Consider the following 25,517-nt stretch of genomic DNA (forward strand, 5'->3'; position numbering starts at 1 on the left):
TAGAATTAGTACGCACTGATATTGTCTTTAAATCATCCCCAAATATATATAAATCTAAATACGACTGCATATCCATACATTGTTAGTAGCTTTACGATAGGCCTAACATAGGAAAATAGATGAGAATTGTGTGGTAACAGGAGTGGGAATTTTCGATTGAGCTAACGAGCTGAATTACGGAGTGAGGCCATTCTGTTCTGCACATTGAAATGCACATCATAATCCGAATGGCCTTATTTATTTGAAGCCATAAGCCCATTTAAGTATTCGACTTGCTCATGCGAGTGTGACTTCATGAATCGGCCGTAAACACGTTCCAACATCATTGTGCTCTTGTGTCCCATCTGCTCCGCGATAAATGACAGGTTTGCCCCTTTGGTGATCAACCAACAAGCGTAGGTATGTCGAGATTGATATGAACAGCGATGGCGGATGCTAGCTCTCTTAAGTGCGCGTGACCATAGTCGATTGTATGTTGTCGTCTTATAGGTCTCACTCGTTTCTTGGCCATTACGACGTTCAGGAATAAACACGAATCGAACGCTTTCCTGGCGAAACGTGTTTGAGCCTTTTACTTCCACTAAAATATCTCTAACCGGGCTAAACATAGTTAGCTCTCTTTGAGACTTAAGGGCAAGGAGAGCAGGTTCAAGTAAGTGAATAGTTCGCTCTGACTTCTTATTCTTCGGCGTTGTGAACTTTCGTTCAATCGTGACGTTGCGAGTAACCTCGATCGTACCTTTCTCAAGGTCGACGTCTTCCCATGCTAACGCACAGAGCTCACCAGTCCGCATGCCCGTGTAAATGGCTAAGGTGAACATATTCCGCTGCTGTAAGTTTGTCGTTGACTCGATTAGCTGGTGGAACTCTTCTAGTTCTAGTGGATCCGGTTCACCAGAGCCACCACTTAGTAACTCGACATGCAGTTAAGTATGCTGAAGTAGTAAAAGACAATATTTACAATGCTTTACTGGAGCGTCCATCAATGATGGCTTTGTTGGGAGATCTACAAGGCAAAAGCGTTATTGATATGGGTTGTGGTCCTGGTGAATATGCTCGATGGTTGCTTGAACAGTCAGTAAGCCGATTGACTTGTACGGATATCTCAGAAGAGATGGTAGACCTAGTTAAAAATCAGTTTGGTTCAAAGGTTAATGCATACTGTCAGAATCTATCCGAAGGACTACCCCTTGAGGTAGATAATAGTGCAGACGTAATAATTTGTCCTTTGGTCCTACATTACATTAAAGACCTGACACCAATTTTCGAGTCGGTTCATCGTGTCTTGAAACCGGGTGGCTACATGGTTTTTTCGACGCATCACCCTTTTGCTGATTTTGAGTGCTCAAAGTCAGGTAACTATTTCGAGCGTGAGTTGGTCGAAGAGGAGTGGAATACGGTTGGTTCGCCAGTGAAAGTACAATTCTATCGCCGTTCGTTAACTGAAATTAGCCAAGCAATTACGAACTCGGGTCTGGTTATATCAAGAATCAGCGAAGGTAAAATTGACGAAAAGGCGAAAAATATTTCCGAATCTACGTACAATCACCTAAAGAATAATCCGAACTTCATATTCTTCAGGTGTGAAAAAGTGCGCACATAACAAAGCATTTAAGAGTGATTCGCAACGCTTGGCGTTTTCGCTTCGCTCAAGTATAGCCAAGCGCTGCTCACACCTTAATGCGGCGTTAGGTTGCTTTAAAGATTGCAGGCTTGTTAGTTCATCGCTCAGCCACTTCTAGTTCATCAGTTGAAGTTACTTTCGCGCCAGTGTGGCTCGAACATCTTCATGTGAAAGCGCCGTTTTGTGGCTCAATTTCGAGTTCAGTGGTTCACCGTTTTTGAGCTTGAACGGCCTTGTCTAGTTATCAGAAACCGCTTGTCCTAAAAAGGCTCTGCGGTTCGGTGTTTGAAGCTCGGTGTATTTTGGCTCAGCGAACCACCGCAAAAAAGTGAAGTGCTTGTCATTTGAGTTCGGTGCTTGTTGCGGTGCTTTCAACATTGGTGTTTTATAGGTCAACCACTGCATTCCAAATCAGCAAAGGCGCTCGGAATAAGCATTCCTAACAAACTGCTCAAGACGGACTGCCAACGCTCGGCGGTTTTACTTCGGGTTAGGTTTGGTGTTTACGGTGGTTTGTTTAAGTTTAGTGGCAGGTTGGCAGCCACTTAGCAGGGCGTTATGCTTTTCGGGAGGATATATGGAAGTTTCGTTGTATAGCGCAGAAGGTTCGAATAGCTCTGAAAGGGTGGAGTGGGTGCTCAATTTTAAGGGTATACGTTACGATAGAATTGAGGTCAGCTCTGACGAACTAACGACAACATACCTAGATATAAATCCTTTTGGCTATGTCCCATCTCTTTCTGTCGATGGTTCGGTATTTTCTGAATCAATGGCAATTGTTGAGTATTTGGAAGAACGCTTTCCTAATCCAAGCTTGTTTGGTAAAAGCCTCAATGAAAAAACGCACATCCGCAGAGTTTGTGAGTACGTAAACTCCAGTATTCACTCTCCCCAAAATAGAACAGTATTAAGGTTTATGCGTCCAGAGTTAAATGAGACGTCAAAGCGCGAACTCCGTGGAGACTGGATCATGCGTTGCTTAGAGAAGTTAAGTACATCGATCTGTTGTGAATCAGGATTTTCAGTGGGTAACGACTTTAGCGTAGCCGATATATTTGTGGCTTCAATCTACAAAAAAGCGTTGCAACATGGTTGTGCGAGAAACGGATTTTACGACAAGCATTTGATGTACATAAGGGCAAATGACAGTGTCGTGGTTTCAGAACCACAAGCATAACAAACAATTTAAGAGTGATTCGGCACGCGTGGCATTTTTACCATGCGTTGGTTTTAGTGATTAAGGCGGTATGCGGTGGCATTGGTATTGCGTGCCTCACACCTTAATTGGGCGTTATAGCTCAGAACAGATCTGCACCCTAAAATGATAATAACTACGTTAATCACGTATAGTTTTGCTATCTATACGTTACTTGCGTATACTTTGCATATGAAAAGTGTATTTGTCGAATCAACCATATTTGAAAAGTACCGTAGTGAATACCTCAGTGATGAAGAGTTTAGACTTTTCCAAGCTGAGTTAATGTCTAACCCGAAACAGGGTGACGTAATTCAAGGTACAGGTGGTTTGCGAAAGATTCGAGTTGCAAGTAAAGGTAAGGGCAAGCGTGGTGGCTCTCGTGTTATCTATTACTTCCTCGATGAAAAGCGACGTTTCTACTTGCTGACAATTTATGGCAAGAATGAAATGTCCGATTTAACCGCAGACCAAAAGAAACAGTTAAAAGCTTTTATGGAGGCGTGGCGTAATGAGCAATCGTGACCTATTTGCAGAATTAAGTTCAGCTCTTACCGAGGCTAAAGAGCACTCAGAGGGTAAGCTTACCCTTAAAACACATCAAGTTAATGACATCAGTGAGTTAAATATCTCACCTGATGAAATCGTGAGTATTCGTGAACAGTTTAATATGTCACGCGGTGTATTTGCTCGTCTGTTACATACATCATCTCGCACATTAGAGAACTGGGAGCAAGGGCGTAGTGCACCAAATGGGCAAGCTGTAACCCTTTTAAAACTGGTTCAGCGTCATCCAGAAACTCTGTCGCACATCGCTGAGCTATAACAAGGCGTTCAAGAGGGACAGTCAACGCGTGGCGAATTTGGTTCAAATCTTGGCATTTGTGTTTACGGTGGTAAATTGAAGTTTGGTGGTAGTGCGTTGCTGCCCCTTAACGCAGCGTTATGTGGTTGGAGAGAAATTATGAATCCATCAGCGGTTCTTGTTCATGTCCCAGATGTAGCGAAAGGGCTTGAATGGTATAAGAAAGCTTTTCCAGAAGCCGTTCCGGTTTACCATCCTGACTTTGACTTCACGGCGCTTGATCTAAATGGTTTCTCCCTAGAAATAGTCCAAGCAGATAAAAAGGTTGGTGCTGGTAAAAGTGGCACAGTTGTTTACTGGTCAGTAGATAACTTATGTGTTGCACTGGCTCATTTTCAAAAGCTAGGTGCGCGCCTTTATCGCGGACCAATGGAAATTGAAGATGGTCTTTCAATGTGCCAAGTTGAGGATCCATTTGGAAACTTAATAGGACTACGTGGGAAAACCACATAACAAATTGTTCAAGAGGGATTCGCAACGCGTGGCATTTTTACTATGCGTTGGTTTTAGTGTTTAAGGTGGCATGCGGCGGCATCGGTATTGCGTTGCTCACCCCTTAACAAGGCGTTATAGCGCACGATAAAATTGAATATGGATGGTCATGGATAATATCGAAAAAGAGCTCTATCAAGCAGCAATAGAACTAGTAAATATGCGATATCCTTCTGGTTGGGGTGGAGCTGCGGCTGTTAGAACAGAGTCAGGAAAAATATTAACAAGCATTGCTCCTGATACTAAAAACGATGCTCTTTCACTATGTATGGAGGTGGGAGCGTATTTAGAGGCTCACAAACTCAATGAGCGAGTGACCCACTCATTATGCCTGTGTCGTGAGAACGAGAACGATGAATTTCTAATCTTGTCACCATGCGGAGTTTGCCAAGAGCGCCTCGTCCATTGGGGTGGGGATGTCAAAGCAGCAATTACGACTCCAGAGAATGCATTGGTTTTCAAGACTATACGAGAATTAATGCCTCATCATTGGTCACTTGTAAACGGCAAAGCGCTATAACAAACTGTTTAAGAGTGATTCGCAACGCGTGGCATTTTTACTATGCGTTGCGTTTAGTGTTTAAGGCGTATGCGGCGGCATCGGTATTGCGTTGCTCACCCCTTAACAGGGCGTTAGCCGTCATGGAGCTTGCTATACTCAAAGTGATAGAATAGTATCACTTTAGTATTCCTTTGGAGCAGCTCTCATGAAAGTAGAACTAGTTACATCACTCAAACGTCAAGCAACTAAGATCCTCGCCGATCTCCACGACACCAAAGAACCAGTGTTAATTACTGAGCATGGTAAGCCATCTGCGTATCTAGTTGATGTTGATGACTACGAATTTATGCAAAATCGTTTAGCTATCCTTGAGGGTATTGCACGAGGTGAGCGTGCACTAGCTGACGGCAAAGTGGTAAGTCATGATGAAGCCAAGGACAAAATGTCAAAATGGCTGAAGTAATCTGGACTGAACCTGCGTTATCTGATCTCAATGATATCGCTGAATACATCGCACTTGAAAATATCGTAGCTGCAAAGCAGTTAGTACAAACGATCTTCTCCAAAGTCGAACGCCTACAAACTTTCCCAGAGTCAGGTCGTATTCCACCCGAGCTAGAACATTTAAGTTATCGTGAAGTTGTCGTTAATCCATGTCGTGTTTTCTATAAACAAGACGGTGACAAGGTGTTTATTCTGTTTGTTATGCGTGCAGAGAGAGATTTGCGTAAGTTCCTGTTGAGTAAGCAGTAACCTTTGGGAATGAGCGGCTAACAAACTGTTTAAGAGTGATTCGCAACGAGTGGCACTTTTACTATGCGTTGCGTATGGTGGTTAAGGTGATATGCGGCGGCATCGGTATTGCGTTGCTCACACCTTAACAGGGCGTTATGTGCTTTGGGAGAGAATGGAAATGGATATTCCCGACAGATTCAAAAATGTAAGATACGTTTCATCCCGCATTCCGGGTTGCAAAGATGATTCAGACTTAACGCTTGGAGCTAACTGTCAGGTCTTTGCTTATAACCTGCTCAGAGACTTCGGTCTAAATCCACCTAACTACTGTTCTAGTGAATTGTGGGATGACTCGGAGTTTAGTGAGGTGGTCACTGAGTTTAAGCCGCTAGATATCATGATGTACAACGACTCTACTGACTCATACGGAGCACATGTTGGGGTGTATGTCGGTAATGGACTCGTCTATCACCTTTCTTTATCCAATGGCGTACGCATGTTTGAGCGCCATTTAGACTTACTTCAACAAAGTAAGTATCAGTTTTTTATTGGCGCTAAGCGTATAAAACAGTTTGGTGCATAACGTAAGCACGCACATAACAAACTGTTCAAGAGGGATTCGCAACGCGTGGCATTTTTACTATGCGTTGTTTTTAGTGTTTAAGGTGGTATGCGGTGGCATCGGTATTGCGTTGCTCACCCCTTAACAGGGCGTTAGTTCCCCAGAGGAAGCAATCAATCCGTAGGGAATTTTTGTTTCTGGTGGAGTACACGCATAACACGGATGATATCGCCCGCAACCCAGTAAGATACAATCATCGAAATCTCAGGAATAATGAGCAATCGTCCGCGGATGCCATCTCGTTGTACACCCATCAAAGGTTGTTCAAGCAAGTTTTCTACTTTTGCTTCAATGAGGTTGTCAGTTTTTTCTGCCGCATCAGGGTTGAAGTCATAGAGAAACTCGAAGATCTTTTCACGATCATTAAGTGACTCTTCTTCCCATAAAATCATTGCTTACCTCGATTACGGATTCTGGCTTTGCGCTCTTCCATTCGAGACTTAGCAGTTTGGTGCTCAACGAAAACAGATTTTCCTGAGTCAAACTTCTCAAATGCTAGGTTTACTTGTTCAGTTAGCCATGCATCGTGAGATAATGTTTTTCTTTGTTGTTCAGCGAGTTGCTCAGTAAGTTCACGGCAAGCATCACTTAAAGTTCGACCTTGGCTCTCAGCCATTTGTTGAGCTAGGCGTTTTGTTTCTTCATCAACACGAAATTGAATTCTAGTGTCCATGATATATTCCTTTGTTGGTGTGTGTACAAATGTTAGCACTAGGCTTTGAGATGGGCAACTAACAAACAATTTAAGAGTGATTCGGCACGCGTGGCATTTTTACTATGCGTTGGTTTTAGTGATTAAGGTGGTATGCGGGAGCGTCGTATTGCGTGCCTCACACCTTAATTGGGCGTTAGCACTAAAGGAGTATATAATGACAGATTCAATTACAGTAACAACAAAAGCAGAATTAGAAAAAGCTAAAGACGATGGTGTACATGAAATTATCATTAAAGGAGAGCTAGCAAATAAACTAAAAAGATCTAAGAAAGTTGCAATGCTAAGTGGTGTAGGGCTTGCTGCTTTAACTGCTGCATTAGGGGTTGCAACGGTAACCGCACCAGCTACTGGAGGTTTGTCATATTTTGCAGCCGCACCTGTTGCTGCATTAACTGGCCTTGAGATTGCTACCATCATTACGGCTGCTTCATTAGGTATAGGTTTTATTGTTGCTCTATTTTTGGGCTATGAAGAAGTTAGTTTCGAAAATGGTCGCTTGGTATTACGTAAAAAGCAAAATTAACTTAAAGCTAAACTATAGGGTTTGTCATGTCCGAGATGCAAATCGATATGGCTTAAGAAAGACTTTTCTGTGCGTAAATAGTGCTAACAATCTGTTCAAGAGTGATTCGCAACGCGTGGCATTTTTACTATGCGTTGGTCTTAGTGGTTAAGGTGGTATGCGGGAGATTCGGTATTGCGTTGCTCACACCTTAACAGGGCGTTAGTTTGCAAGAGGAAAAACTCAGCTATATCGCAAGATCTAGTGGTAAAAGCTCAAAGTTTAAGTCGTCGTACAGGCTTTCAATTTTAGTGTTAACTAGCGTGGTGAAAATCCAAAATTGGCATCGTTTCACCCGTTGATTTGTTCTTTGGAGCGGTGACTTTGGGGTTAACTGAGTCGAACTTTTTTGCTGAAACTCTGCTCGTTGAGTTTGTTGGTGCAAAAGCCGATTTAATCGCTGAAATGACGTTTTCTCTGGTATGGAAAATTCAAGTGGTTTCAGTGACTTTGTTGAAAGTCCTCATTGTGAGATTGGTTTTCCAAAAGCGCTTTTTGGTGTTGTAAGTTCGTTTTCTGCAGCGTTGCTTGTTCTACGTGGTTTCATTGAGTAGCCGCTTTGAGACTACGCCTGGCTTAAGTGCATCGAAACACTTACAGCTTATTGTTTGCAAAGTTTAAAATGACGTAAAATCAACGCGTTAGGTTTGCAAACTAACAAACTGCTCAAGAGGGATTCGCAACGCGTGGCATTTTTACTATGCGTTGAATTTAGTGATTAAGGTGGTATGCGGCGGCTTCGGTATTGCGTTGCTCACCCCTTAGCAGGGCGTTATGTTTACAGGAGGTTACATTGGGAAATACGGAACCCTCAGAGCTAGAGGCTAAAAAAAAGAAATATGATGAAGAGTTCAAACTAGGTTTATTTGGGACTTTAGGGTTTCTGCTTACGGTTGTTATCCCTTTGGCTTTAATCGATGAGGACTGGTTTAAACCGTATATTCATTTAAGTTTTTTTAGTGGTATTGCCTGGCTATTGGTTTACATTGCAGCTTTTTTTGAAAGAAATTCGTATATCTCTGAGCTGTGGAAGTACAATTCAGTGAAGTTTGCGATCTCTTTAGCTTTTTCATTGCTTGTTTATTCATCAAACTACACGGCTTCGGCAACAATAAATGCAGTTTTTGGTGTTGATGCGTCTGCTTTTCCTTATACTCAAGTTGCACTTACATTTTTAAATACTGTTTTGACTCTCGAGGTTGTACTTAGAGTTGTGTTTTTAGTTTCGTTTGTGATGCTATCTCTTAGTGCGTGGGCGTATCGAGGAGAGAACAAGTATGGTTGGTTGGCTTTTCTCCTGGGGGTGGGGTATTTAGCCTCTGCTCTCACTGGGTGGGTGTTTACTAATAGATACTTTGATAGTGAGCAGCATATGAAGCTTAAGGCTTATGCTGTCGCACATAAAGTTGACTTTAGTACGAAACACTTTTGTTCCAATTTAGGTGAAAATAAGTCAGTAATTTTCCTTGGTCCTCAAATGACTACTGTGCTTGTCGACAACGCTATCCAGCTAAATCCTAGTATCTATGAAACTCTTAAATTAAAACAAGAACCTCAAAGCATCATTACTGTTCCAAGCTCATTTAGTATAGTGCGGTGTATCGTAGAATAAAACATAACAAACTGTTTAAGAGTGATTCGCAACGCGTGGCATTTTCACTATGCGTTGCGTTTAGTGTTTAAGGTGACATGCGGTGACTTCGGTATTGCGTTGCTCACACCTTAACAGGGCGTTATGTTTTCGGAGGGAATATGAGCAGCTATAAGAAGCTATTTGAGTGTGTGAGACCTGACTTTATTTGTAGTCTCACAGCGACTCGGACCGAAGAACAAGGAGTTCTTAAGCTTAATCTTCGAAGTGACAACGAAAATGTTGAACTCTATGGGTTTGAAGATTTGGCTGATTCAGTTAGTGATTTATTATCGTCTGAACGTATAACAATCTCAGAAGAACTAGGTACTTATAAAGAGTTTGGCACAATACGAATTGAGTGTTGGGTAAACGAAAGTTACTCAGAGTATTGGTGTGATCGCGCGAATGTAGAACAAACATAACAAATTGCTTAAGAGCGATTCGCAACGCGTGGCATTTTTACCATGCGTCGGTTTTTGTGTTTAAGGTGGTCTGCAGAGGCTTGGGCATTGCGTTGCTCACACCTTAGCAAGGCGTTAGTACGGGGTTGGCATCAAAGGTTAAAAATTTCGGTGTTTATCAGTTTCGTTTCCTAGCTTTATACTTGAACGGGCGTGCCTTTCACGTTCTTTCCGGTGGCACTATATGCGGAGTGTTCGCGTCGATTTCATCGTTTACGGTTTCTAACTTTTTGACTATTTCTCTGGCGCGGCTTCTTTTGCGTGGCCAGTTTTTCAGTATCAAATTTAGTATATTGGTGTGGTTGTCAAAGTTCGGTGGCCGAATCCTTTGCTAATTTGAAATTGGTCAAAATAGGGTAGTTTGGCGTGTTTTTCTTCTAGCTAACTTGAGTTTTGAGGTTGAGTTCTAGTTTCGCAGTTGCCCTTTCAGTTTCAGCGTTTTAAGCCAACAGTTTCGTGCTATATTTCAATATCTTGGTGCAAACCAAACGGTTTGGGAACAGCGTACTAACAAACAATTTAAGAGTGATTCGGCACGCTTGGCATTTTGGGTATGCGTTGGTTTTAGTGGTTAAGGTGGTATGCAGAGGCTTGGTATTGCGTGCCTCACACCTTAATTGGGCGTTATACGAATAGAGGGAATTTATGTACAAGAGTACTGATTTTAGCTTGGATTCAAAAGAGTTCAGGTTTAAGAAAGACTCATATCCTTTGTCTAAGATAAACAATGTTAGGGTTAAAAAGTTAAGTTTTCTTGATAATTTAGGTCAAGTTTTATTCTGGGTGTGTGTGTTTTCAGGGGCAGTTTGGTTAGTTATTCCAAGGTTGGAAGAGGTACCACAATGGCTACTAGTTTTAGTTCTTAGTCTGACCGTCGTAGGTTTGGTCTTTGCTCTTCTTCGTTGCTCTAAATATGCACTTCAAGTCGAGTTTCGCCACATAGATGAAACGGGCGTTCAATGGGTTAATGTCGCCAAGTCATACTCAAAGTCAGATTGTGAGTTATTTGAACAACAAGTGTTGGCACTGAAGAAATTCGTATAACAAATTGTTCAAGAGTGATTCGGCACGCGTGGCTTTTTTACTATGCGTTGGTTTTAGTGGTTACGGTAACATGCGGCAGCATCTGTATTGCGTGCCTCACACCTTAACAAGGCGTTATGTAGCCGCGAGAGGACGGTAAGTTAAAAGGATTTATATATGTTAAATATTCGTCAAGCTCGCATTGAAGATATCAGTGTTATCAAGAAACTACAGTTTCAGCTTAATGAGTATCATCAAGCAAATTTACCTGATGACTTTTTATCACCGGAAGAAATTGAACAAAAAATAGACCTGCACAAGATAATCGAAAGTGAAAGCTCGATTTGTCTGGTAGCCGAAAGCAAAGGGCAGTTAGTAGGTTTTGTTTTTGGTGAGCTATGGGTTCGTAAGTCTTGGACGCTCAAACAGCGAAAGATCGCAAGCGTTGAACAGATTGTAGTGGATTCACGCTTTAGGAGTCAGGGTGTTGGACTGGCGCTAATAGAGGCATTTGAAGAAAGGGCTATTTCTAACGGCGGAGAAGAGCTGTGGTTAGAGGTATATTCTTTCAATGAATCTGCTCTAGCTTTGTATCGCAAAGCTGGTATTGCGCCCAAAATCCAAATTGGACAGAAAGCACTAACCTGAAAGTCGGCTACATAACAAATTGTTAAAGAGTGATTCGGCACGCGTGGCATTTTTGCTATGCGTTAGTTTTAGTGGTTAAGGTGGTATGCGGAAGCTTAGGTATTGCGTGCCTCACACCTTAACAAGGCGTTATGGCGCAGGGCAAAATTCAGCTAAGGGAACTAGATGAGTGATAAAGTTAAAGTAGCCTTGCAGTGGCTCAAAGAAATCTTGGATGCAGAGGATGTGGAGTATCAAATAGTCGGTGGGTTAGCGGCAACCATTCATGGTGGTAGTCGGGAAATCGCAGATATAGATCTTTATATTCATAACTCTGACGCAGACAAGGTGTTATCGCATGTAGCAAAATACATATCAAAGCCGTTAGCTCATTATGCCGAATATGGTTGGGATTTAGAGTATTTCCAGTTGGTTTACCAAAGTCAAAAAATTGAAATCGGTTTGTCTCAACATACGAAGATACAATCACGTCAAGATGGCTCTTGGCATCAGCTTGAAATCTACTTTTCAGAATCAGTTATTAAAGAATATCAAGGTATCGAGTTGCCAGTCATCCCAGTTCATCGTTTAGTCGAGTACAAGCGAATATTGGGTAGGGAAGTAGACCAAATTGATATACAAGAGCTAACTTTGAGTTCAGCGCCATAACAAAGCATTTAAGAGTGATTCCCAACGCTTGGCATTATCAGTTCAAGGTTAGGTTTTGTGGCTACGGTGCAATGGGTTAGGTTTAGTGGTAGCGTTGCTCACACCTTAATGCGGCGTTAGCTTTCTTTGGGAGAGTAAAGTGAGTCAATATTTGATCGAACCAGAAGTTCCTGGGAGTGTGGGTGAAAATACTTTGGCAAATTTCGATTTGCATCCACCGATAATAGAAAAGCTACATTTTCAGTTTGATGGGTGGTTAGGTGATGATTTATTGACTTCATTTCCATGCTTTTTAGTCACTGAACGTTTAGCCACGGCCTTAAGTTCATCGCAGTTGTCAGGATATAATCTGCAAGTGGCTGAAATATCTACTTCTGACGTATTTGAAGAACTGTATCCAGAGTGTACTTTACCTCGTTTTTCGTGGCTCCAAGTATCCGGAACCATCGGTAAAGACGATATTAGCGTAACAAATGATGGGCTACTCTTAGTTTCTGAAAAGGCAATGGTGTTGTTACAAAGATATCAACTAGAAAATGCTGACATCGTAGTGTACAAAAGCTAACAAAGCATTTAAGAGTGATTCCCAACGCTTGGCATTTTTCATTCCATCGTTAGGTTTCGTGTTTAAGGTGGTATGGTCAAGTTTTGTGAAAGCGTTGCTCACACCTTAATGCGGCGTTAGTACGGGGTTGGCATCAAAGGTTAAAAATTTCGGTGTTTATCAGTTTCGTTTCCTAGCTTTATACTTGAACGGGCGTGCCTTTCACGTTCTTTCCGGTGGCACTATATGCGGAGTGTTCGCGTCGATTTCATCGTTTACGGTTTCTAACTTTTTGACTATTTCTCTGGCGCGGCTTCTTTTGCGTGGCCAGTTTTTCAGTATCAAATTTAGTATATTGGTGTGGTTGTCAAAGTTCGGTGGCCGAATCCTTTGCTAATTTGAAATTGGTCAAAATAGGGTAGTTTGGCGTGTTTTTCTTCTAGCTAACTTGAGTTTTGAGGTTGAGTTCTAGTTTCGCAGTTGCCCTTTCAGCTTCAGCGTTTTAAGCCAACAGTTTCGTGCTATATTTCAATATCTTGGTGCAAACCAAACGGTTTGGGAACAGCGTACTAACAAACAATTTAAGAGTGATTCGGCACGCTTGGCATTTTGGGTATGCGTTGGTTTTAGTGTTTAAGGCGGTATGCGGAAGGTTCGGTATTGCGTTGCTCACCTCCAAAAGGTCATTAATACTCAAAGGTCAAATATGGATATTTACCCAGAAATCGAATTATCTAAAGCGCAGCATAATGCAATTGAAGCTCTTAGAAACCAGTCGTTTCCTGAACACCAAGTTACTCGCTCTTACTATAAGCAACTCCCGCATATGAGAGTTCTGAATTACGAAGGTGATCAGTTAGTTGGTTACATGGGATTAGACTACAGAGTTGTTCGCGTTGGTGATGAAATTTATAAAGTATTAGGTGTGAGTGACTTTTGCGTCGAGAGCACAGTTCAAAGACAAGGTATTGGCACAACAATGTTGTCTCAACTCAGCGAGTATGCGTCCACTAAAGATGTCGACTTCATCATTTTAGTCTCCGATTTGGAGCGTTTTTATCTGGCTAATGGTTATCAGCGCCTTAACTCTCTAAGTTCTTGGTTGCGCGTTCATGAACATAAAAATTACGGTGTTGCTGTAGAGCAACTAGATGATTTATATGTTAAACCTATCAGCGGCAAAACTTGGGCTGTTGGCCATATAGATTGGTTAGGGTATATGTACTAGTCTGTAGTGGGCTAATAAGTTGTTCAAAAAGAAATACTACACGTGTCATTTTCAATTAGCGTTTCTTATACCTTACGAGCGCGCTTTCCCACAAGGAGTAATATGTGATTGTAGTAGCAAGGTTTTCTTTTCCTCATGAAGCTCATATTGCGAGAGCAAGCCTAGATAGTGTCGGAATAGAAAGTTACATCGCTGACGAGCACACGGTAAATACTCAGTGGCTTTATTCAAATGCAATAGGCGGCGTCCGTCTGATGGTGGACGAAAGTGATGCAGAAGATGCGAAACAAATACTTAGTAGCGATTTCTCAGAATCATTGGGAAATGAAGTTGACGTTGATGAAGAAAAAGACGCTTGCCCTAAATGTGGTAGTAAAGATCTATTTGCATTTACAAAAGGTAAACGCCCAGCTTTCTTAGTTTTTATTTTACTGGGTTTTCCACTGTTTTTTTACAAGCATGGTTATAAGTGTAAGCAGTGTGGGGAGTTTAGTGAAAAACTTTAAACCTTTAGATAACAAGGCATTAAAGAGATAACTTGTACTCGTAGTATTTTTACGATGAGTTAGGTCTAGTGCCTATACAAGAAATCAGAGTTACTGCTTGCTTACAAGCAAAGCATTATACGATAGTGAAGGAATAACATTGAATGAGTGAAGTTAAAACAATAGAGCAGTTAAAAGAAATTTACGCAGAGCCAAGTGCGAGAGCTAAAAATAAAGCGCTGCCTGTGCTGGATGTTCATGCGATTACATTAATTAATAATTGCCATTTTGCAGTTCTAAGTACCGCTGATTCACAAGGGTATATCGATCTTTCTCCTAAAGGAGGGGAGCCTGGCTTCGTAAAAGTTTTAGATGAATCAACATTGCTGCTCCCTGATAGCTCGGGGAACAATCGTATCGATAGTCTAAAAAATATCATTAGTAACCCCAAGGTAGGGTTGTTATTGATGGTAAATGGTATTGATGAAGTGCTCCGTATTAAAGGAATCGCAAGTATTCACACCGACGCCAACTTGATATCTGCTTGCCCCGATGGAAGTAAAGATCCTAAGGTTGTTATCAAAATAGTCATAGAGAGTATGTACTTTCATTGTGCGAAAGCGGTGATGAGAGGGAAACTTTGGTCTGATGACTATAAAGTAAATCGCTCAATTCTCCCTTCATTAGCTCAAATCTTTAAAGATCAACAAAAGTTAGAAAGTAAAGCGCTTAATCAAGAAGAGATGTTGAAATATTACCAATCTAGCCTTTAGAACGAGCGTGGTAATATATTGAAAAGATAGAAAAATCAGGTTCGACCGTGCTCTGCGGAAGTATGGATTAGGTTTAGTGGGGATGTTACTGTCTCAATAATGTTAGTTCACCAATAAGTAATTGTTAGTCCAAATTTTAAAATGAAAAATGCAGAAAAATTTACTCTAGAAAATTACGTTTTGGCTAGTCCGGGAGTTAGGTGTGTTGGACAAATGATTGATCTTTTTGTCAGTTTTAGCATTTTTACTCTCGTTTTATGGGTCGGCTTAGAAATCGGTATTGAAAAAGAGCTTGTGCGCGCTACAGCAGTAACTGCGACTGTATCGTATTACCTTTTTTCTGATTGTTTACCAAATGGTCAAAGTGTGGGAAAAAAACTTTTGGGCATTGCAGTTATAAGTGCAAGAACGGGTAAAAAGTGCAATATTTTTCAGTCGCTCTTTCGAAATGTTATTACTCCATTCTTCGGTTTTATTGACTCAATTTTCATTCTTGGTAAAAAGAGGCAACGGCTCGGTGATAAGTTAGTGAGAACGGTGGTGGTAGTTCACTAACTTGTTGAAAAAATTGATAGCGCTGAGGACTTGGGTTCAAGTTGGGCTTTGTTTTCGTGGTGAAATAACCTCGTTTAGGTGGTAGCGTTACTCACATACTTAATGTAGCGTTGTAAGAAAATTGGTATTGGAGTCCAAGTTTTATGTCAGAAAAAGAGAAAATGTTAGCAGGTGAGCCTTATGACCCAAGTGATGAAGAGTTATTAAAGTTAAGGTTGAGCGCTAGGTTACTAACTGAAAAATTGAATGCCACGTCTGTTGAGCATAAACAAAAGCGAGTTCAAATAACTAAGCGCTTGTTCGGCACAACAGGTGACGATATTCATGTTGAATCTTCTTTCAATTGCGACTACGGATCCAACATTCACGTTGGAGATAATTTCTACGCTAATTTTGGTTGTGTGATTTTGGATGTTGCGGAAGTTAAGTTTGGTGATAACTGTTTACTTGGGCCTCAAGTTGGAATTTATACTGCGACTCATCCCTTAGATCCTATCGAGAGGAACAGTGGTTTAGAGCTAGCAAAGCCCATAAACATTGGTGACAATTGTTGGATAGGTGGCCATGCCGTAATCAACCCTGGCGTAACACTTGGGAACAACGTGGTGGTAGCCTCTGGCGCAGTCGTTACAAAGAGTTTTGGAGACAATGTCGTTGTTGGTGGCAACCCAGCCAGAGTACTGAAGGAAATCGTCACTAAGCGATAATAAAGTATATGGACTATTTTGAGCCTGAGTTTAGGACTTATGATCAACTCACCCCAAGCTTTGATGCGTTCAGCGGTTACTTGTTGACGCACTTGAATGTCTAAAATTTGCTTCAATATAGAATCGTTACACGTGGCGCTTTTGCCGTGCGTTGAGCTTGTTTAAAAGTCTCATACGAAATCATTTGTATTACGTGTCTCATACTTTTATTGGATTTTCGTCACCAATAACAAACCAAAAGGCTGACCCCAAAATGTTAGTAACAAAGATTGAAACGGAACGATTAATTCTAAGAGAGCTAGTTGAAGATGATGCAAGCGAATTGTTTGACATCTTCTCAGACCATGAGGTCATGAAATATTGGAACTCTGGCCCTTGGGTTTCAATTGAAGAAGCGCGGACATTTATAGCCAAGAGTACACAGGCCATGAATAGCAATACAGAAGTGACACTAGGCATCTTCCTAAAGAGCAATGGCCAACTTCTGGGTAAGATAATGCTGTTTAATCACGTGAAAGAGTCTAGGCGCGCAGAAATTGGCTTTGGCGTTAGTCGTCATTTCTGGGGTAAAGGCATTGTATTAGAGGCGGGAACTGCATTAATCGAACACGCATTCAAAACACTGAATTTACGTCGAATCGAGGCTGAGATAGATCCAGACAATGCTTCTTCAGGTAAAGTCTTGGAACGGTTAGGTTTTATAAAGGAAGGTTTCCTTAGGCAGCGTTGGGAAGTGAATGGAGTAGTCTCAGATTCCGCAATTTACGGGTTGTTAGCTAACCCCCTAGGCAGCGTTTAGTATCCGGCCTTAAACGCATCTAATAGGTCTAGCCTGCTCGTGCTCTATACACAGCCTTACATTTGACGGTGAGGTTTCTTGAATTGACTTGGTGGTCACTGCATGTACTATCAAAGATAGGACTTACTGCAAGGATAGCAGCATGAGCGAGAAATTATTTTGGGTTAATCCCTACCAAACAGAACTTAACTCAAGAGTGAGCAATGTAGACGGAAATAAGGTTGAATTGGACCAGACTATCTTCTTTGCAGAGTCTGGAGGCCAAGAGAGTGATAAAGGAACGATTAATGGTATTCCGGTTTTGATTGCTCAAAAGTTAGGTGTTCGACTTATTTACACATTGGAATCCTCTCCAAATTTTATTCTTGGTGACATTGTAACTACGAATATTGATTGGAAGCGTAGATACGCCTTAATGAAGCTACACTTTGCGGCTGAAGTGGTGCTCGAGATGTTTTATCAGCGTCGGGAAGGCATTGTTAAGATAGGCGCGCATATTTCTGAAAATAAGAGTCGCATAGATTTCGAGTGGTCTGAAAGTATTGGCCCGCTATTGAAAGAAATTGAAACTGATGTGCAAGATTTGATTAACTCTGATTCAGTTATTATTAGTGACTTTTCCGATCAAGAGAGTGAAAGAAGGTATTGGAGAGTGGATGGGTTTGCGCAAGTGCCTTGCGGTGGCACTCACTTAAAGCGCACATCAGAAGTCGGCCAAATTCAATTAAAACGCAAGAACATCGGTAAAGGCAAAGAAAGGGTAGAGATAACCTTATGCTCGTAGGTCGATAGGGCATTAGAAATAGATTCCTAACACGTGGCATTTTAATTCATGGTGAGATTCACATTTGCGATATGAAGGTTGAGATTGAGGGCGTGTTGGCTACTTCTGAACGAAAGGTTACAGGGGTGAGAGGATGATATGTCGAAAGTAACATTGAAAGGCTTTATTTTAGTTCCGGAAAAGGATTTAGAATTAGTAAAACATGAGTTAATAATTCACAAAAGGCTCACGTTAGAAGAGTCGGGCTGCCTTACTTTTCTTGTGACTCAAAGCTCGACTAATCCGTTTCGTTTTGATGTCTATGAGGAGTTCGTCGACAAAGCCTCTTTTAAACAACATCAGGAAAGAGTTCAAGCCTCACATTGGGGAAAAGTAACAGCCAATGTTAAACGGCAATACGAAATCTTTGAATGTGTGCATGACTAATCGAATCGGAGTGATTTAGAGCGTTTACGCTTTGTTTTTTAGATTGCTCTACGCTCTACTATGTTGCTTTATTCATCTATTCACCTGGCTTAGTGTTCTTAATACTTTGCCGTATTAAATCTAGAAATTTTAATGGAAGTGTTATGTTTAGAGTTGTGTATGAATGGCGTGTGCCAAGTGAAAAAATGGATGAGTTTCAAAATATATGGCGTTCGACGACAGATTCAATTCATCAGTCAGTAGATGGGGCGCTTGGTAGTTTTATGCTTCGTTCTTACGATGTACCGGAAAAGGTTTTAACTATTGCCAAGTGGCGAACACGTGAAGACTGGGAGCGGTTTTGGGGAACTAGTAACCCAGAAAAAATGAAGAAGATGAGTGAAATTGCAGAGCGTATTTCAGTTGAACCATTCGATGAAATTGAAGATAGAACTAAGTAGGGCTAGAAGCAAACAACAGAAACGTTAAAGTGATGCCTAATGCACAGTTTGGCGGATAATATGAAAGACAACCTTAACGAAGGAACGGGGTTATGCAGATTTTAATTGTTGGAGGTAGTAAGGGGCTAGGAAGGTTTTTGGCTACGAACTTACAGGGTACAGAAATTTATACGATTTCTAGATCAAAGCTAGTTGAGGATGGAGTAGTTTCTGTTTGTATTGACGTTGATCCCGATAAAAAACCAGATTACACGTGCTTCAAAGGTGTAGAGTTTGACATCATCGTTTATTTGGCGTCGATGTGGGGAGAGTCTTCAGAATTGACAACAAGCGAACTGATTGAGTTTATGAATGTTGGCCCGATTGGGTATCTTAATTTAGTCAATGAGCTTAACGCTTTAGGTTCACTTAACGATAAATGCAATATTGTATCTATTGGCTCTACAGCAGAGCTTTCAGAAAGTAGTGAATACCCTGCATTCGCCCTCAGTAAAAGATTACTCAAAGATATTTCTAGCCAGCTGCAAAACGTTTATCGTGATTACCGCTTTACTCACTTTACAATAGGTGGGATCGGGCATGCTGAAGAGGAACGTATTGAGTATTCGAGTGTTTTGGAGATTATAAATATGCTAACCAAGCTTGATCCAAACACATACCTTTCAAATATGCATATAAAGTCCAAGCTAGGAATGTAGCTCTCAAGCTGTATTACGTACCTGTTTCTATGGTTTGGCATCATGTGCATTCTTTTTATTGAGCTATGGTTATAACTCCAATGAAAGGAGTTTACTTATGTCATACATTGATGGGTTTGTCGCTGCAGTACCGACAGCGAATAAAGAAAAGTATATCGCACACGCAAAAATAGCAGCAGAAATGTTCAGGGAGTTTGGGGCCTTAAAGGTTGTTGAGACGTGGGGGAGTGAAGTACCAGATGGTGAGATCACATCATTTCCCATGGCAGTTAACGCTGAAAGCAACGAAACCGTTGTGTTTTCGTGGGTAGTCTGGCCTTCAAAAGAAGTTCGGGACTCAGGGTGGCAGCGGATCATGGGTGATCCTCGAATGAGTCCAGATAATAACCCAATGCCCTTTGATGGAAAGCGTCTCATTTATGGCGGATTTGATGTTATTTTGGAGCAGTAAAATACCAAAGAATCTCAACTCGATTCGTGACACTTGGTGTTTTAATCAGTATTACGCTTCTGATGTACGTTCAATAGACTATTCTGCGATAAGTGTTGATAAAACTCCATTTGGAGGCTTAGAGTAAAAATGGAAGAGATAAATTATTCACTGATTGTCGTATCAGCTATCGCTGCCATCGCTAGCCCCGGACCTGCAACTCTTGCGATAGCAGGCACGTCAATGAACCACGGTCGGCGCTTTGGTGGGTATTTGGCTGCAGGTGTTTTAACGGGGTCTTTATTTTGGTCAACCTCAGCCGCTTTTGGTCTCGCAACCATACTCTATAGCAATGTTTGGCTTTTTGAAATTCTTAGATATTGTGGGGCATTTTATCTTTTATATTTGGCTTTAAAGTCTGTACATTCAGCCTGCAACATCGAGCAGCTAAAGTTACCCAAAACATACGTAACGACAAAGAAGGGTAACTACTTAACCGGAGTGTTAATTCACTTAACTAACCCAAAGGCTATTCTGTTTTTCGGTGCGCTTTATTCGATAGGGGTTCCTCCTAAGGCCAGTCCGTTGGAATTGTTGTCGGTCATTTTTGTTGTGGGGCTGGTTAGTGCTTTGGTTTTCTTTGGCTATGCTTTTCTTTTCGCGCATAAAAAGGTCAGACAAACCTATCTCAGATCCAAAGCAGTTTTTGAAGGCGTGTTCGCGTTATTTTTTGGTGTAGCAAGTATTAAGTTGCTGCTTAGTGAGGCAGGAAAATGAAGCACAAAAGGCTTGAAGAAATAAGAATAGATAATCTATCTGATTTGACGGTCTATTAAGTATACTAAGTAGCCGATTTGTTAACTTCCATAAGAGCTGCTGGCTAGAAAAAGCTTACAACCCAATGATGCTAAATATTATCATTCAAAGGGCTAACAAAGGCCCATAATTTAATTCGTATCACTGTTCATGATTGTGCTCTTCGCGCAGTGCTGTAGTATTAGTAACGTGTTGTTAATACGAAATATAACCAATTGAAACCTGGACGTTGCATTACTTGTAGTTCGATGAAATGTTATCCCGCAAGACGTTAATTTGGAGAAAAGAATGGATTCAAACTCACTATTATTATTTGTTGTCGCTTGTCTCGCTATCAACATGATTCCTGGACCTGATGTAATTTATATTGTTTCCAATACAATGAAAGGTAAATTATCTGCTGGGCTGAAAGCGGCTCTGGGACTTGGTGTTGGTTACTTTTTTCATACACTAGCGGCATGTTTAGGTTTGTCAGCAATAATTCTGAGTTCATCTTTGGCTTTTAGCGTTGTTAAATGGTTAGGGGCCGCTTACCTAGTTTATTTAGGTGTTCAGTCATTACTGTCTATGTGGCGTGGAGAAAATAAAATCGTTGAAAACAAAAATGTTGATAATAATAAAAATGTGTTTGTTCAGGGGGTTATCGTCAGCGTCTTGAATCCCAAAGTAGCGCTATTCTTTCTCTCGTTTCTGCCTCAATTTATTGATACGTCTGCAAGCTCAACATCAATGCAATTATTAGTACTTGGCTTGCTGTTCAGCGTACTTGCGACGACATGTAACGTTTTGTACGCATCTGTGGGTAATTGGGTATTTAGTCGTCCACACTCTCAGCGTTATTCAAGAACTCTTGAAGGTGTTTCAGGTATTCTACTTATCAGTCTAGCGAGTAAAGTGGTATTTAGTGATCGTTAGATACAGGGCATTTTATTCTCGTGATTATTATATGGCTAAGGTTTGCTCAACCTATACGCTAAATGAGTGTTATTGCATAGGTTGAATCACAAATTTCAAAAATACCAATAAGTGAACGTATTTATTTATAGTATGGTTGGCGCGATTTTATCGTAGCTAGGTTAATAACATGAAAAATAAAGTAATTCTGTGTTCCGCATTCCTTTTGGGTTTGTCAGGTTGTGCTTCTGTTCCTACTGTTGATTCGACAGTATCAAATCAAATCATTTGAAGCACCTCAAAAGGGGAACGCAGGGATTTACATTTATCGAGAAGACGCTTTTGTCGGAGCAGCACTTAAAAAGTATGTTTACGTCGATGGGGAATGTATTGGTGAAACCGCTCCTGGTGTGTTTTTCTACCATGAGGTCGAAGGCAATAAAGAACATCAAGTAAGTACAGAGTCTGAGTTTTCTGAAAATCACTTAACTATCTTAACGGAAGAGGGCCGTAATTATTTCGTTAATCAATACATTAAAATGGGTGTATTTGTTGGTGGTGCGGGCGTAGAACTCGTAGACGAAAGCAAAGGTAAAGCAGAAGTACTAAAAGTCGACATGGCAGAAAAAGGAAACTGTTCTTCGATCTAGTTTTACAAACAGACCGCTTTTTAGATTAAAAAACACATTATCAATGTAACCCAACGCTTGATGAGATCCATTCAGCGTTGGGTTTTGTATTTTTGGCAAACAGTATACCTATTTCAGACCGCATGATTTGCCACCTCCTAGCTTGAGCCCACTTATTGTTCAAAGAATCTACTTGTGAAACGTGAATTTTCGAGAGGATTTCGTAGGGAGCAATCCTACAAACGCGATTAACAGATATGCCATTCCATCATTAACCTTGTCGAGTGTATTGCTAAACTAGGTAGCGGTGTGTCTCCTCTCATTAAACAAATAATAGGTATATCAGTTTTAGCTTCTATGCCTTTACATCATGCACTCGGAGCGCAATTTAAAATCAAAGGGCTAACACCAATATTAGAGAAAAATCTTGAAAGTCACCTTACACCACTAACGAAACTCTCTGTTTCAAACATTACCTCAAATCGACTAACGCAGATGGTTAATAATGCGTTAAACCCTTATGGCTACTATCATTCCGAGCTCAATGTTCAGAGATCAGAGAATGATCTCATCACGCTTGAGGTTGACGCGGGGGAGGTGATGTTGGTCAAAACATCTAATCTTGCTGTGTCGGGAGAGGCCAGTAATGATCAAGATTTCATCGAACTAATTAATCAAGCTCAACTTAAACAAGGGCAGCCGTTGCTTCATTCTGAGTACGACACGCTAAAACGAAACTTGATTTCATTGGCTCAGCAAAAAGGTTATTTAGATGGACGTTTTATCGAATCGTCTTTGGAAGTCATTCCAAGTTTGAATCAAGCCCATGTGAATCTGCATTTCTCTAGTGGTTCTCGTTACCAATTTGGAGAGCTCTCTGTTCTTACGTCGGGTATCGAAACGGCTCGAATAGAAGCGATGAGAACATTTGAGTGGGGCGACGATTTTGACACTGTGAAATTGAGTCAATATCAGGCCGACCTCTCCAGTACTGATTGGTTTCGCAGTGTGATTGTGAAAGCGGATTTCGAGGAGGTATCCGATGGTCATAAGGTGCCGATAGAAGTGCTCGCAGAGCCGAATTCACGCAATATTGTGCAAGTCGGCGGTGGGTATTCGACAGACTTGGGATTACGCGCTTCACTAAACTGGACCAAGCCTTGGTATAACGCACGTGGACACAGTTTTGAGGCACAAGCGTACGCTTCCAAACCGGAACAATCGCTATTACTTGGTTACAAAATTCCCACCCAAAATGTTCTAACGGATTACTACGGGATTCAGTTTGAATCTAAGCATGTCGACTATCGAGACACATCGAGTTTTTCTAATGATTTATCGTTTGAAAAACACTGGCAGTTAGACAGCGATTGGCAAAGCACCATGCACGTTCGTTATTTGCAAGAAAGTTATCGACAAGCGTCGGAGAATAACGAATCACAGTTGTTATTACCGGGGGTGACATTTTCACTGCTTGATCGCAAGAACGATCAATTAGAAGTAAAGCACCGTCACGTTTACTCATTGGAATACTCAGACCCTAATTTTTTCTCCGATTCTCGTTTGCTGCGCATTGAAGGCAACAGTGTGCTGTCGTGGGATATTAGTGAAAAACACAAGTTTCACTTTCGTTCCAATGTCGGTATTAATGTCGCTGACACTTTGAGCGATATTCCATCATCATTACGTTTCTTTGCGGGAGGTGACGGCAATCTTCGTGGTTATGGTTATGAGTCTATCTCTCCGAGAGATGAAAATGGCGATTTAACCGGTGCTCGTTACATGTTTACTGCTGGGCTGGAATATCAATATCAGGTCTACCGCCAATTGTGGCTTGGGGCATTTTATGATGTTGGTGATGCCTTCAACGATAGGGTGGATTGGAAAAGCGGTACAGGGTTGAGTTTGATATGGAATTCAAAATACGCGCCCGTCAAAGTGGACTTTGCTTATGGTTTAGATGCTCCTCAAGGAGACCAATTCCGCGTTCACTTTTCGCTAGGCACACAGTTTTAGCGGGCATTAAAAAGGCTCTCATCCTTGCAGATAGAGAGCCTTTTTAAGCCTTGATTGTTTAGAGTTCGAACTCACCATTCAGTTTCTTGAATATCCAGTTAGGTGCCTTATGCCATCCACCATAGTTTGGATTCTTAGTATGGATCTCATTCATTGATTGCCACTGAGTTTGGCCTTGTCCATCTCGAGATACTCGCCAAAACAGTTCATCTTGTTGTCGAGTTAAGTAGTGCATGACATGTTCTGCAAAGGCTTCGCTCTGGACCAACACACCAAATTCCACATTGAGGAAATCCGATCTTGGGTCGAAGTTTGATGAGCCGATATAAGTCAGCCGATCATCGAGTATCACCGTCTTGTTGTGATAATAAGTATCCGCATGGAAGTAATGGTCATCATTTTTCGCTTGGTTTTTGTACTCAAGTATATGAACGCCCTTATCCAACAGGGTTTGGCGATGCTCCTCGTAATAAGCCGGAATAAAGCCAGAATCATTAGATGCAGACGAGTTCGTCATTAACGTGATGTCCGCTTTTTGCTCCATCAAGGTATCAATAAAGGCAAATTCACCATCACTTGGTACCACGTAAGGCGTTGATATCACGGCTTTAGACGCAGTGGCTATTTGTTGCCAAACTTGGTGTTCTGCACGTTTTCTAAAGTAGGGTTTGTTGTTTTCTAACTTGTTTAATGAGTCGAAAACGGGGGTGACTTGCGCAGTGATGAAGTCGGGACTGGTCAGGTGTTTAACCTGTTTTTCAACCTCAGCCAGAATGATGCTTTTGTCTTTCTCACCTTTATTAAGCGCTTTAGTAAACGCAGAATAGTTTGGGGTAACGTTAACGATGTTTTCTATTGGCGTGACATGCTCGCTGTCCCAAAGCTGTTGGTAGTTTTTGTCGAATGCTCGAATAATGCTGCCTTTGAACAAGACATCCATATCAAAGAAGTTGGCTTTGCGGCTGTAACCAAAATAGTCGTCGCCAATGTTACGTCCACCTAGAATCATCCATTGATGGTCGACGTTGAAGTACTTCTCGTGCAGACGATTGTCCAAACGTTGTTGATGAGTAGAGAAGTTGACGGCGCGACCAATCCAGCCTGACTTACGTGAATCAAACGGATTGAATAAACGGATTTGAATGTTGTCGTGAGCACTGAGATCAGCAAGCCATTTCTCGTTAAACACCAATAAATCATCGAGAGTGAGTCGAACTTGCACGCCTCGATCTGCTGCTTGTTTGAGTTCATTGAGTAGCATCAAACCAAGCGTGTCACTCTCCCAAGAAAAGTAAGTCATATCGATGCTTTGCTGAGCGTTTCTTACCAGTTCAACACGACGAGCAAAGGCTTCTGGCGCGGTAGGAATTAAGTAAACTTCGGCTTGATGCTGAGTAGTTTGCCAATTGGCTTCAAAATCCGGTTCAACTTGAGGGTAGGGCTGGGCACAGCCAACCAATAGTGCACTGAAGATGAAGAGTAGCAGGGCACGAAGGGCGTTAGGAAACATGAGTAAACCTTCCTAATTATGTTCAAGGAATAAGGATGAAAAAAGCCAGCGAACTGGC

At 41.4% G+C, this 25,517-nt stretch carries 35 protein-coding genes and 2 pseudogenes; 32 read left to right on the plus strand and 5 right to left on the minus strand.

Annotated features, from left to right (window positions below; translation table 11 throughout):
* Positions 1-233: 233 nt before the first annotated feature.
* On the minus strand, positions 234-821 hold the full coding sequence (locus NL626_RS11855; RefSeq protein WP_253657378.1) for a site-specific integrase: 588 nt from the start codon (positions 819-821) through the stop codon (positions 234-236).
* A 134-nt stretch (positions 822-955) separates the two neighbouring features.
* Here NL626_RS11855 and NL626_RS11860 point away from each other — a divergent pair, with 134 nt between their 5' ends.
* On the plus strand, positions 956-1,603 hold the full coding sequence (locus tag NL626_RS11860; protein WP_253657421.1) for a class I SAM-dependent methyltransferase: 648 nt from the start codon (positions 956-958) through the stop codon (positions 1,601-1,603).
* A 258-nt stretch (positions 1,604-1,861) separates the two neighbouring features.
* Here the strand turns inward: NL626_RS11860 and NL626_RS11865 are convergent, their stop codons facing one another.
* Positions 1,862-2,029, minus strand: coding sequence for a hypothetical protein (locus tag NL626_RS11865; protein WP_253657379.1), 168 nt, complete (start codon positions 2,027-2,029; stop codon positions 1,862-1,864).
* 172 nt (positions 2,030-2,201) lie between these two features.
* Here NL626_RS11865 and NL626_RS11870 point away from each other — a divergent pair, with 172 nt between their 5' ends.
* The 9 genes and pseudogenes from NL626_RS11870 to NL626_RS11925 all read left to right on the plus strand — a co-directional run bounded on the left by NL626_RS11870 (position 2,202) and on the right by NL626_RS11925 (position 5,996).
* Positions 2,202-2,801 (plus strand): glutathione S-transferase family protein, encoded by a 600-nt coding sequence (locus NL626_RS11870; RefSeq protein WP_054579718.1) that lies wholly within the window; start codon positions 2,202-2,204, stop codon positions 2,799-2,801.
* A 210-nt stretch (positions 2,802-3,011) separates the two neighbouring features.
* Positions 3,012-3,344, plus strand: a complete 333-nt coding sequence (locus NL626_RS11880) for a type II toxin-antitoxin system RelE/ParE family toxin (RefSeq protein WP_140139435.1) — start codon at positions 3,012-3,014, stop codon at positions 3,342-3,344.
* On the plus strand, positions 3,331-3,645 hold the full coding sequence (locus NL626_RS11885; RefSeq protein WP_140139434.1) for a DNA-binding transcriptional regulator: 315 nt from the start codon (positions 3,331-3,333) through the stop codon (positions 3,643-3,645). The genes NL626_RS11880 and NL626_RS11885 overlap by 14 nt, the downstream gene beginning before the upstream one ends.
* 138 nt (positions 3,646-3,783) lie before the next feature.
* Entirely contained in the window at positions 3,784-4,137 is a 354-nt protein-coding gene (locus NL626_RS11890; protein WP_031848073.1) for a VOC family protein, read from the plus strand.
* Positions 4,121-4,244, plus strand: a pseudogene (locus NL626_RS11895) (DUF3265 domain-containing protein). Before NL626_RS11890 ends, NL626_RS11895 begins: the two are co-directional and overlap by 17 nt.
* A 41-nt stretch (positions 4,245-4,285) precedes the next feature.
* The gene (locus tag NL626_RS11900) at positions 4,286-4,696 is read left to right on the plus strand and encodes a cytidine deaminase (protein ID WP_025613414.1); all 411 of its coding nucleotides are present in this window, start codon (positions 4,286-4,288) and stop codon (positions 4,694-4,696) included.
* A gap of 187 nt (positions 4,697-4,883) precedes the next feature.
* The gene (locus NL626_RS11910) at positions 4,884-5,141 is read left to right on the plus strand and encodes a type II toxin-antitoxin system Phd/YefM family antitoxin (RefSeq protein WP_005448240.1); all 258 of its coding nucleotides are present in this window, start codon (positions 4,884-4,886) and stop codon (positions 5,139-5,141) included.
* The gene (locus NL626_RS11915; RefSeq protein ID WP_025796191.1) at positions 5,129-5,431 is read left to right on the plus strand and encodes a type II toxin-antitoxin system RelE/ParE family toxin; all 303 of its coding nucleotides are present in this window, start codon (positions 5,129-5,131) and stop codon (positions 5,429-5,431) included. The genes NL626_RS11910 and NL626_RS11915 overlap by 13 nt, the downstream gene beginning before the upstream one ends.
* Before the next feature lie 154 nt (positions 5,432-5,585).
* Complete coding sequence (locus tag NL626_RS11925; protein ID WP_367618282.1) at positions 5,586-5,996, plus strand: hydrolase; 411 nt, start codon at positions 5,586-5,588, stop codon at positions 5,994-5,996.
* A gap of 152 nt (positions 5,997-6,148) precedes the next feature.
* Here NL626_RS11925 and NL626_RS11935 read toward each other — a convergent pair whose 3' ends face one another.
* On the minus strand, positions 6,149-6,427 hold the full coding sequence (locus NL626_RS11935; RefSeq protein ID WP_253657382.1) for a type II toxin-antitoxin system RelE/ParE family toxin: 279 nt from the start codon (positions 6,425-6,427) through the stop codon (positions 6,149-6,151).
* Complete coding sequence (locus NL626_RS11940) at positions 6,424-6,708, minus strand: type II toxin-antitoxin system RelB/DinJ family antitoxin (protein ID WP_005398409.1); 285 nt, start codon at positions 6,706-6,708, stop codon at positions 6,424-6,426. Before NL626_RS11940 ends, NL626_RS11935 begins: the two co-directional genes overlap by 4 nt.
* 196 nt (positions 6,709-6,904) lie before the next feature.
* Here NL626_RS11940 and NL626_RS11950 point away from each other — a divergent pair, with 196 nt between their 5' ends.
* From NL626_RS11950 to NL626_RS12095, 22 genes and pseudogenes are all read left to right on the plus strand, one after another.
* Positions 6,905-7,273, plus strand: coding sequence for a hypothetical protein (locus NL626_RS11950; protein WP_225474307.1), 369 nt, complete (start codon positions 6,905-6,907; stop codon positions 7,271-7,273).
* Positions 7,274-8,105: 832 nt separating this feature from the next.
* Positions 8,106-8,924: a DUF2892 domain-containing protein gene (locus NL626_RS11965; protein WP_253657383.1), complete on the plus strand. Its 819-nt coding sequence runs from the start codon at positions 8,106-8,108 to the stop codon at positions 8,922-8,924.
* A 140-nt stretch (positions 8,925-9,064) separates the two neighbouring features.
* Complete coding sequence (locus NL626_RS11975) at positions 9,065-9,367, plus strand: hypothetical protein (RefSeq protein ID WP_253657384.1); 303 nt, start codon at positions 9,065-9,067, stop codon at positions 9,365-9,367.
* A gap of 684 nt (positions 9,368-10,051) precedes the next feature.
* Positions 10,052-10,450, plus strand: coding sequence for a DUF6232 family protein (locus NL626_RS11990; RefSeq protein WP_064368481.1), 399 nt, complete (start codon positions 10,052-10,054; stop codon positions 10,448-10,450).
* Positions 10,451-10,606: 156 nt separating this feature from the next.
* Positions 10,607-11,077, plus strand: a complete 471-nt coding sequence (locus NL626_RS12000; protein ID WP_065646338.1) for a GNAT family N-acetyltransferase — start codon at positions 10,607-10,609, stop codon at positions 11,075-11,077.
* Positions 11,078-11,242: 165 nt separating this feature from the next.
* Positions 11,243-11,725, plus strand: a complete 483-nt coding sequence (locus NL626_RS12010) for a MazG-related protein (RefSeq protein WP_042769992.1) — start codon at positions 11,243-11,245, stop codon at positions 11,723-11,725.
* Positions 11,726-11,864: 139 nt separating this feature from the next.
* Positions 11,865-12,290, plus strand: a complete 426-nt coding sequence (locus NL626_RS12015; protein ID WP_253657386.1) for a hypothetical protein — start codon at positions 11,865-11,867, stop codon at positions 12,288-12,290.
* A 685-nt stretch (positions 12,291-12,975) separates the two neighbouring features.
* Complete coding sequence (locus tag NL626_RS12025) at positions 12,976-13,497, plus strand: GNAT family N-acetyltransferase (RefSeq protein WP_253657387.1); 522 nt, start codon at positions 12,976-12,978, stop codon at positions 13,495-13,497.
* 104 nt (positions 13,498-13,601) lie between these two features.
* A complete protein-coding gene (locus tag NL626_RS12030) occupies positions 13,602-14,003 on the plus strand; it encodes a DUF2007 domain-containing protein (protein ID WP_104979296.1) in 402 nt (133 codons plus the stop codon).
* A 143-nt stretch (positions 14,004-14,146) separates the two neighbouring features.
* Positions 14,147-14,755, plus strand: coding sequence for a pyridoxamine 5'-phosphate oxidase family protein (locus tag NL626_RS12035; RefSeq protein WP_213915354.1), 609 nt, complete (start codon positions 14,147-14,149; stop codon positions 14,753-14,755).
* A gap of 141 nt (positions 14,756-14,896) precedes the next feature.
* Entirely contained in the window at positions 14,897-15,310 is a 414-nt protein-coding gene (locus NL626_RS12040; RefSeq protein ID WP_031778951.1) for an RDD family protein, read from the plus strand.
* A 143-nt stretch (positions 15,311-15,453) separates the two neighbouring features.
* Entirely contained in the window at positions 15,454-16,017 is a 564-nt protein-coding gene (locus tag NL626_RS12045) for a sugar O-acetyltransferase (protein ID WP_213915353.1), read from the plus strand.
* A gap of 253 nt (positions 16,018-16,270) precedes the next feature.
* The gene (locus tag NL626_RS12050; protein ID WP_253657388.1) at positions 16,271-16,816 is read left to right on the plus strand and encodes a GNAT family N-acetyltransferase; all 546 of its coding nucleotides are present in this window, start codon (positions 16,271-16,273) and stop codon (positions 16,814-16,816) included.
* 142 nt (positions 16,817-16,958) lie between these two features.
* Positions 16,959-17,600 carry an alanyl-tRNA editing protein gene (locus NL626_RS12055; protein ID WP_225491901.1) on the plus strand — a complete coding sequence of 214 codons (642 nt, stop codon included), beginning with the start codon at positions 16,959-16,961 and terminating at the stop codon, positions 17,598-17,600.
* Positions 17,601-17,738: 138 nt separating this feature from the next.
* Positions 17,739-18,026, plus strand: coding sequence for a putative quinol monooxygenase (locus NL626_RS12060; RefSeq protein ID WP_158173947.1), 288 nt, complete (start codon positions 17,739-17,741; stop codon positions 18,024-18,026).
* A 143-nt stretch (positions 18,027-18,169) separates the two neighbouring features.
* Complete coding sequence (locus NL626_RS12065) at positions 18,170-18,466, plus strand: antibiotic biosynthesis monooxygenase (RefSeq protein ID WP_025768092.1); 297 nt, start codon at positions 18,170-18,172, stop codon at positions 18,464-18,466.
* 92 nt (positions 18,467-18,558) lie between these two features.
* Positions 18,559-19,164, plus strand: coding sequence for a hypothetical protein (locus tag NL626_RS12070; protein WP_186584962.1), 606 nt, complete (start codon positions 18,559-18,561; stop codon positions 19,162-19,164).
* A gap of 97 nt (positions 19,165-19,261) precedes the next feature.
* Entirely contained in the window at positions 19,262-19,615 is a 354-nt protein-coding gene (locus tag NL626_RS12075; protein WP_017821465.1) for a DUF1428 domain-containing protein, read from the plus strand.
* Between the two features lie 129 nt (positions 19,616-19,744).
* A complete protein-coding gene (locus tag NL626_RS12080) occupies positions 19,745-20,371 on the plus strand; it encodes a LysE family translocator (protein WP_042523838.1) in 627 nt (208 codons plus the stop codon).
* A gap of 327 nt (positions 20,372-20,698) precedes the next feature.
* Positions 20,699-21,325, plus strand: coding sequence for a LysE family translocator (locus tag NL626_RS12085; RefSeq protein ID WP_186584964.1), 627 nt, complete (start codon positions 20,699-20,701; stop codon positions 21,323-21,325).
* Positions 21,326-21,494: 169 nt separating this feature from the next.
* A pseudogene (locus NL626_RS12090) lies at positions 21,495-21,954 on the plus strand (DUF2846 domain-containing protein).
* 336 nt (positions 21,955-22,290) lie between these two features.
* On the plus strand, positions 22,291-23,949 hold the full coding sequence (locus tag NL626_RS12095) for an autotransporter assembly complex family protein (protein ID WP_253657389.1): 1,659 nt from the start codon (positions 22,291-22,293) through the stop codon (positions 23,947-23,949).
* A gap of 58 nt (positions 23,950-24,007) precedes the next feature.
* Here NL626_RS12095 and NL626_RS12100 read toward each other — a convergent pair whose 3' ends face one another.
* Positions 24,008-25,459 carry a phospholipase D family protein gene (locus NL626_RS12100; RefSeq protein WP_115386045.1) on the minus strand — a complete coding sequence of 484 codons (1,452 nt, stop codon included), beginning with the start codon at positions 25,457-25,459 and terminating at the stop codon, positions 24,008-24,010.
* Positions 25,460-25,517 lie beyond the last annotated feature (58 nt).

Origin of the sequence: Vibrio sp. Y58_MX_L22 (assembly GCF_024181865.1) — a bacterium.
Taxonomy (GTDB): domain Bacteria; phylum Pseudomonadota; class Gammaproteobacteria; order Enterobacterales; family Vibrionaceae; genus Vibrio; species Vibrio alginolyticus.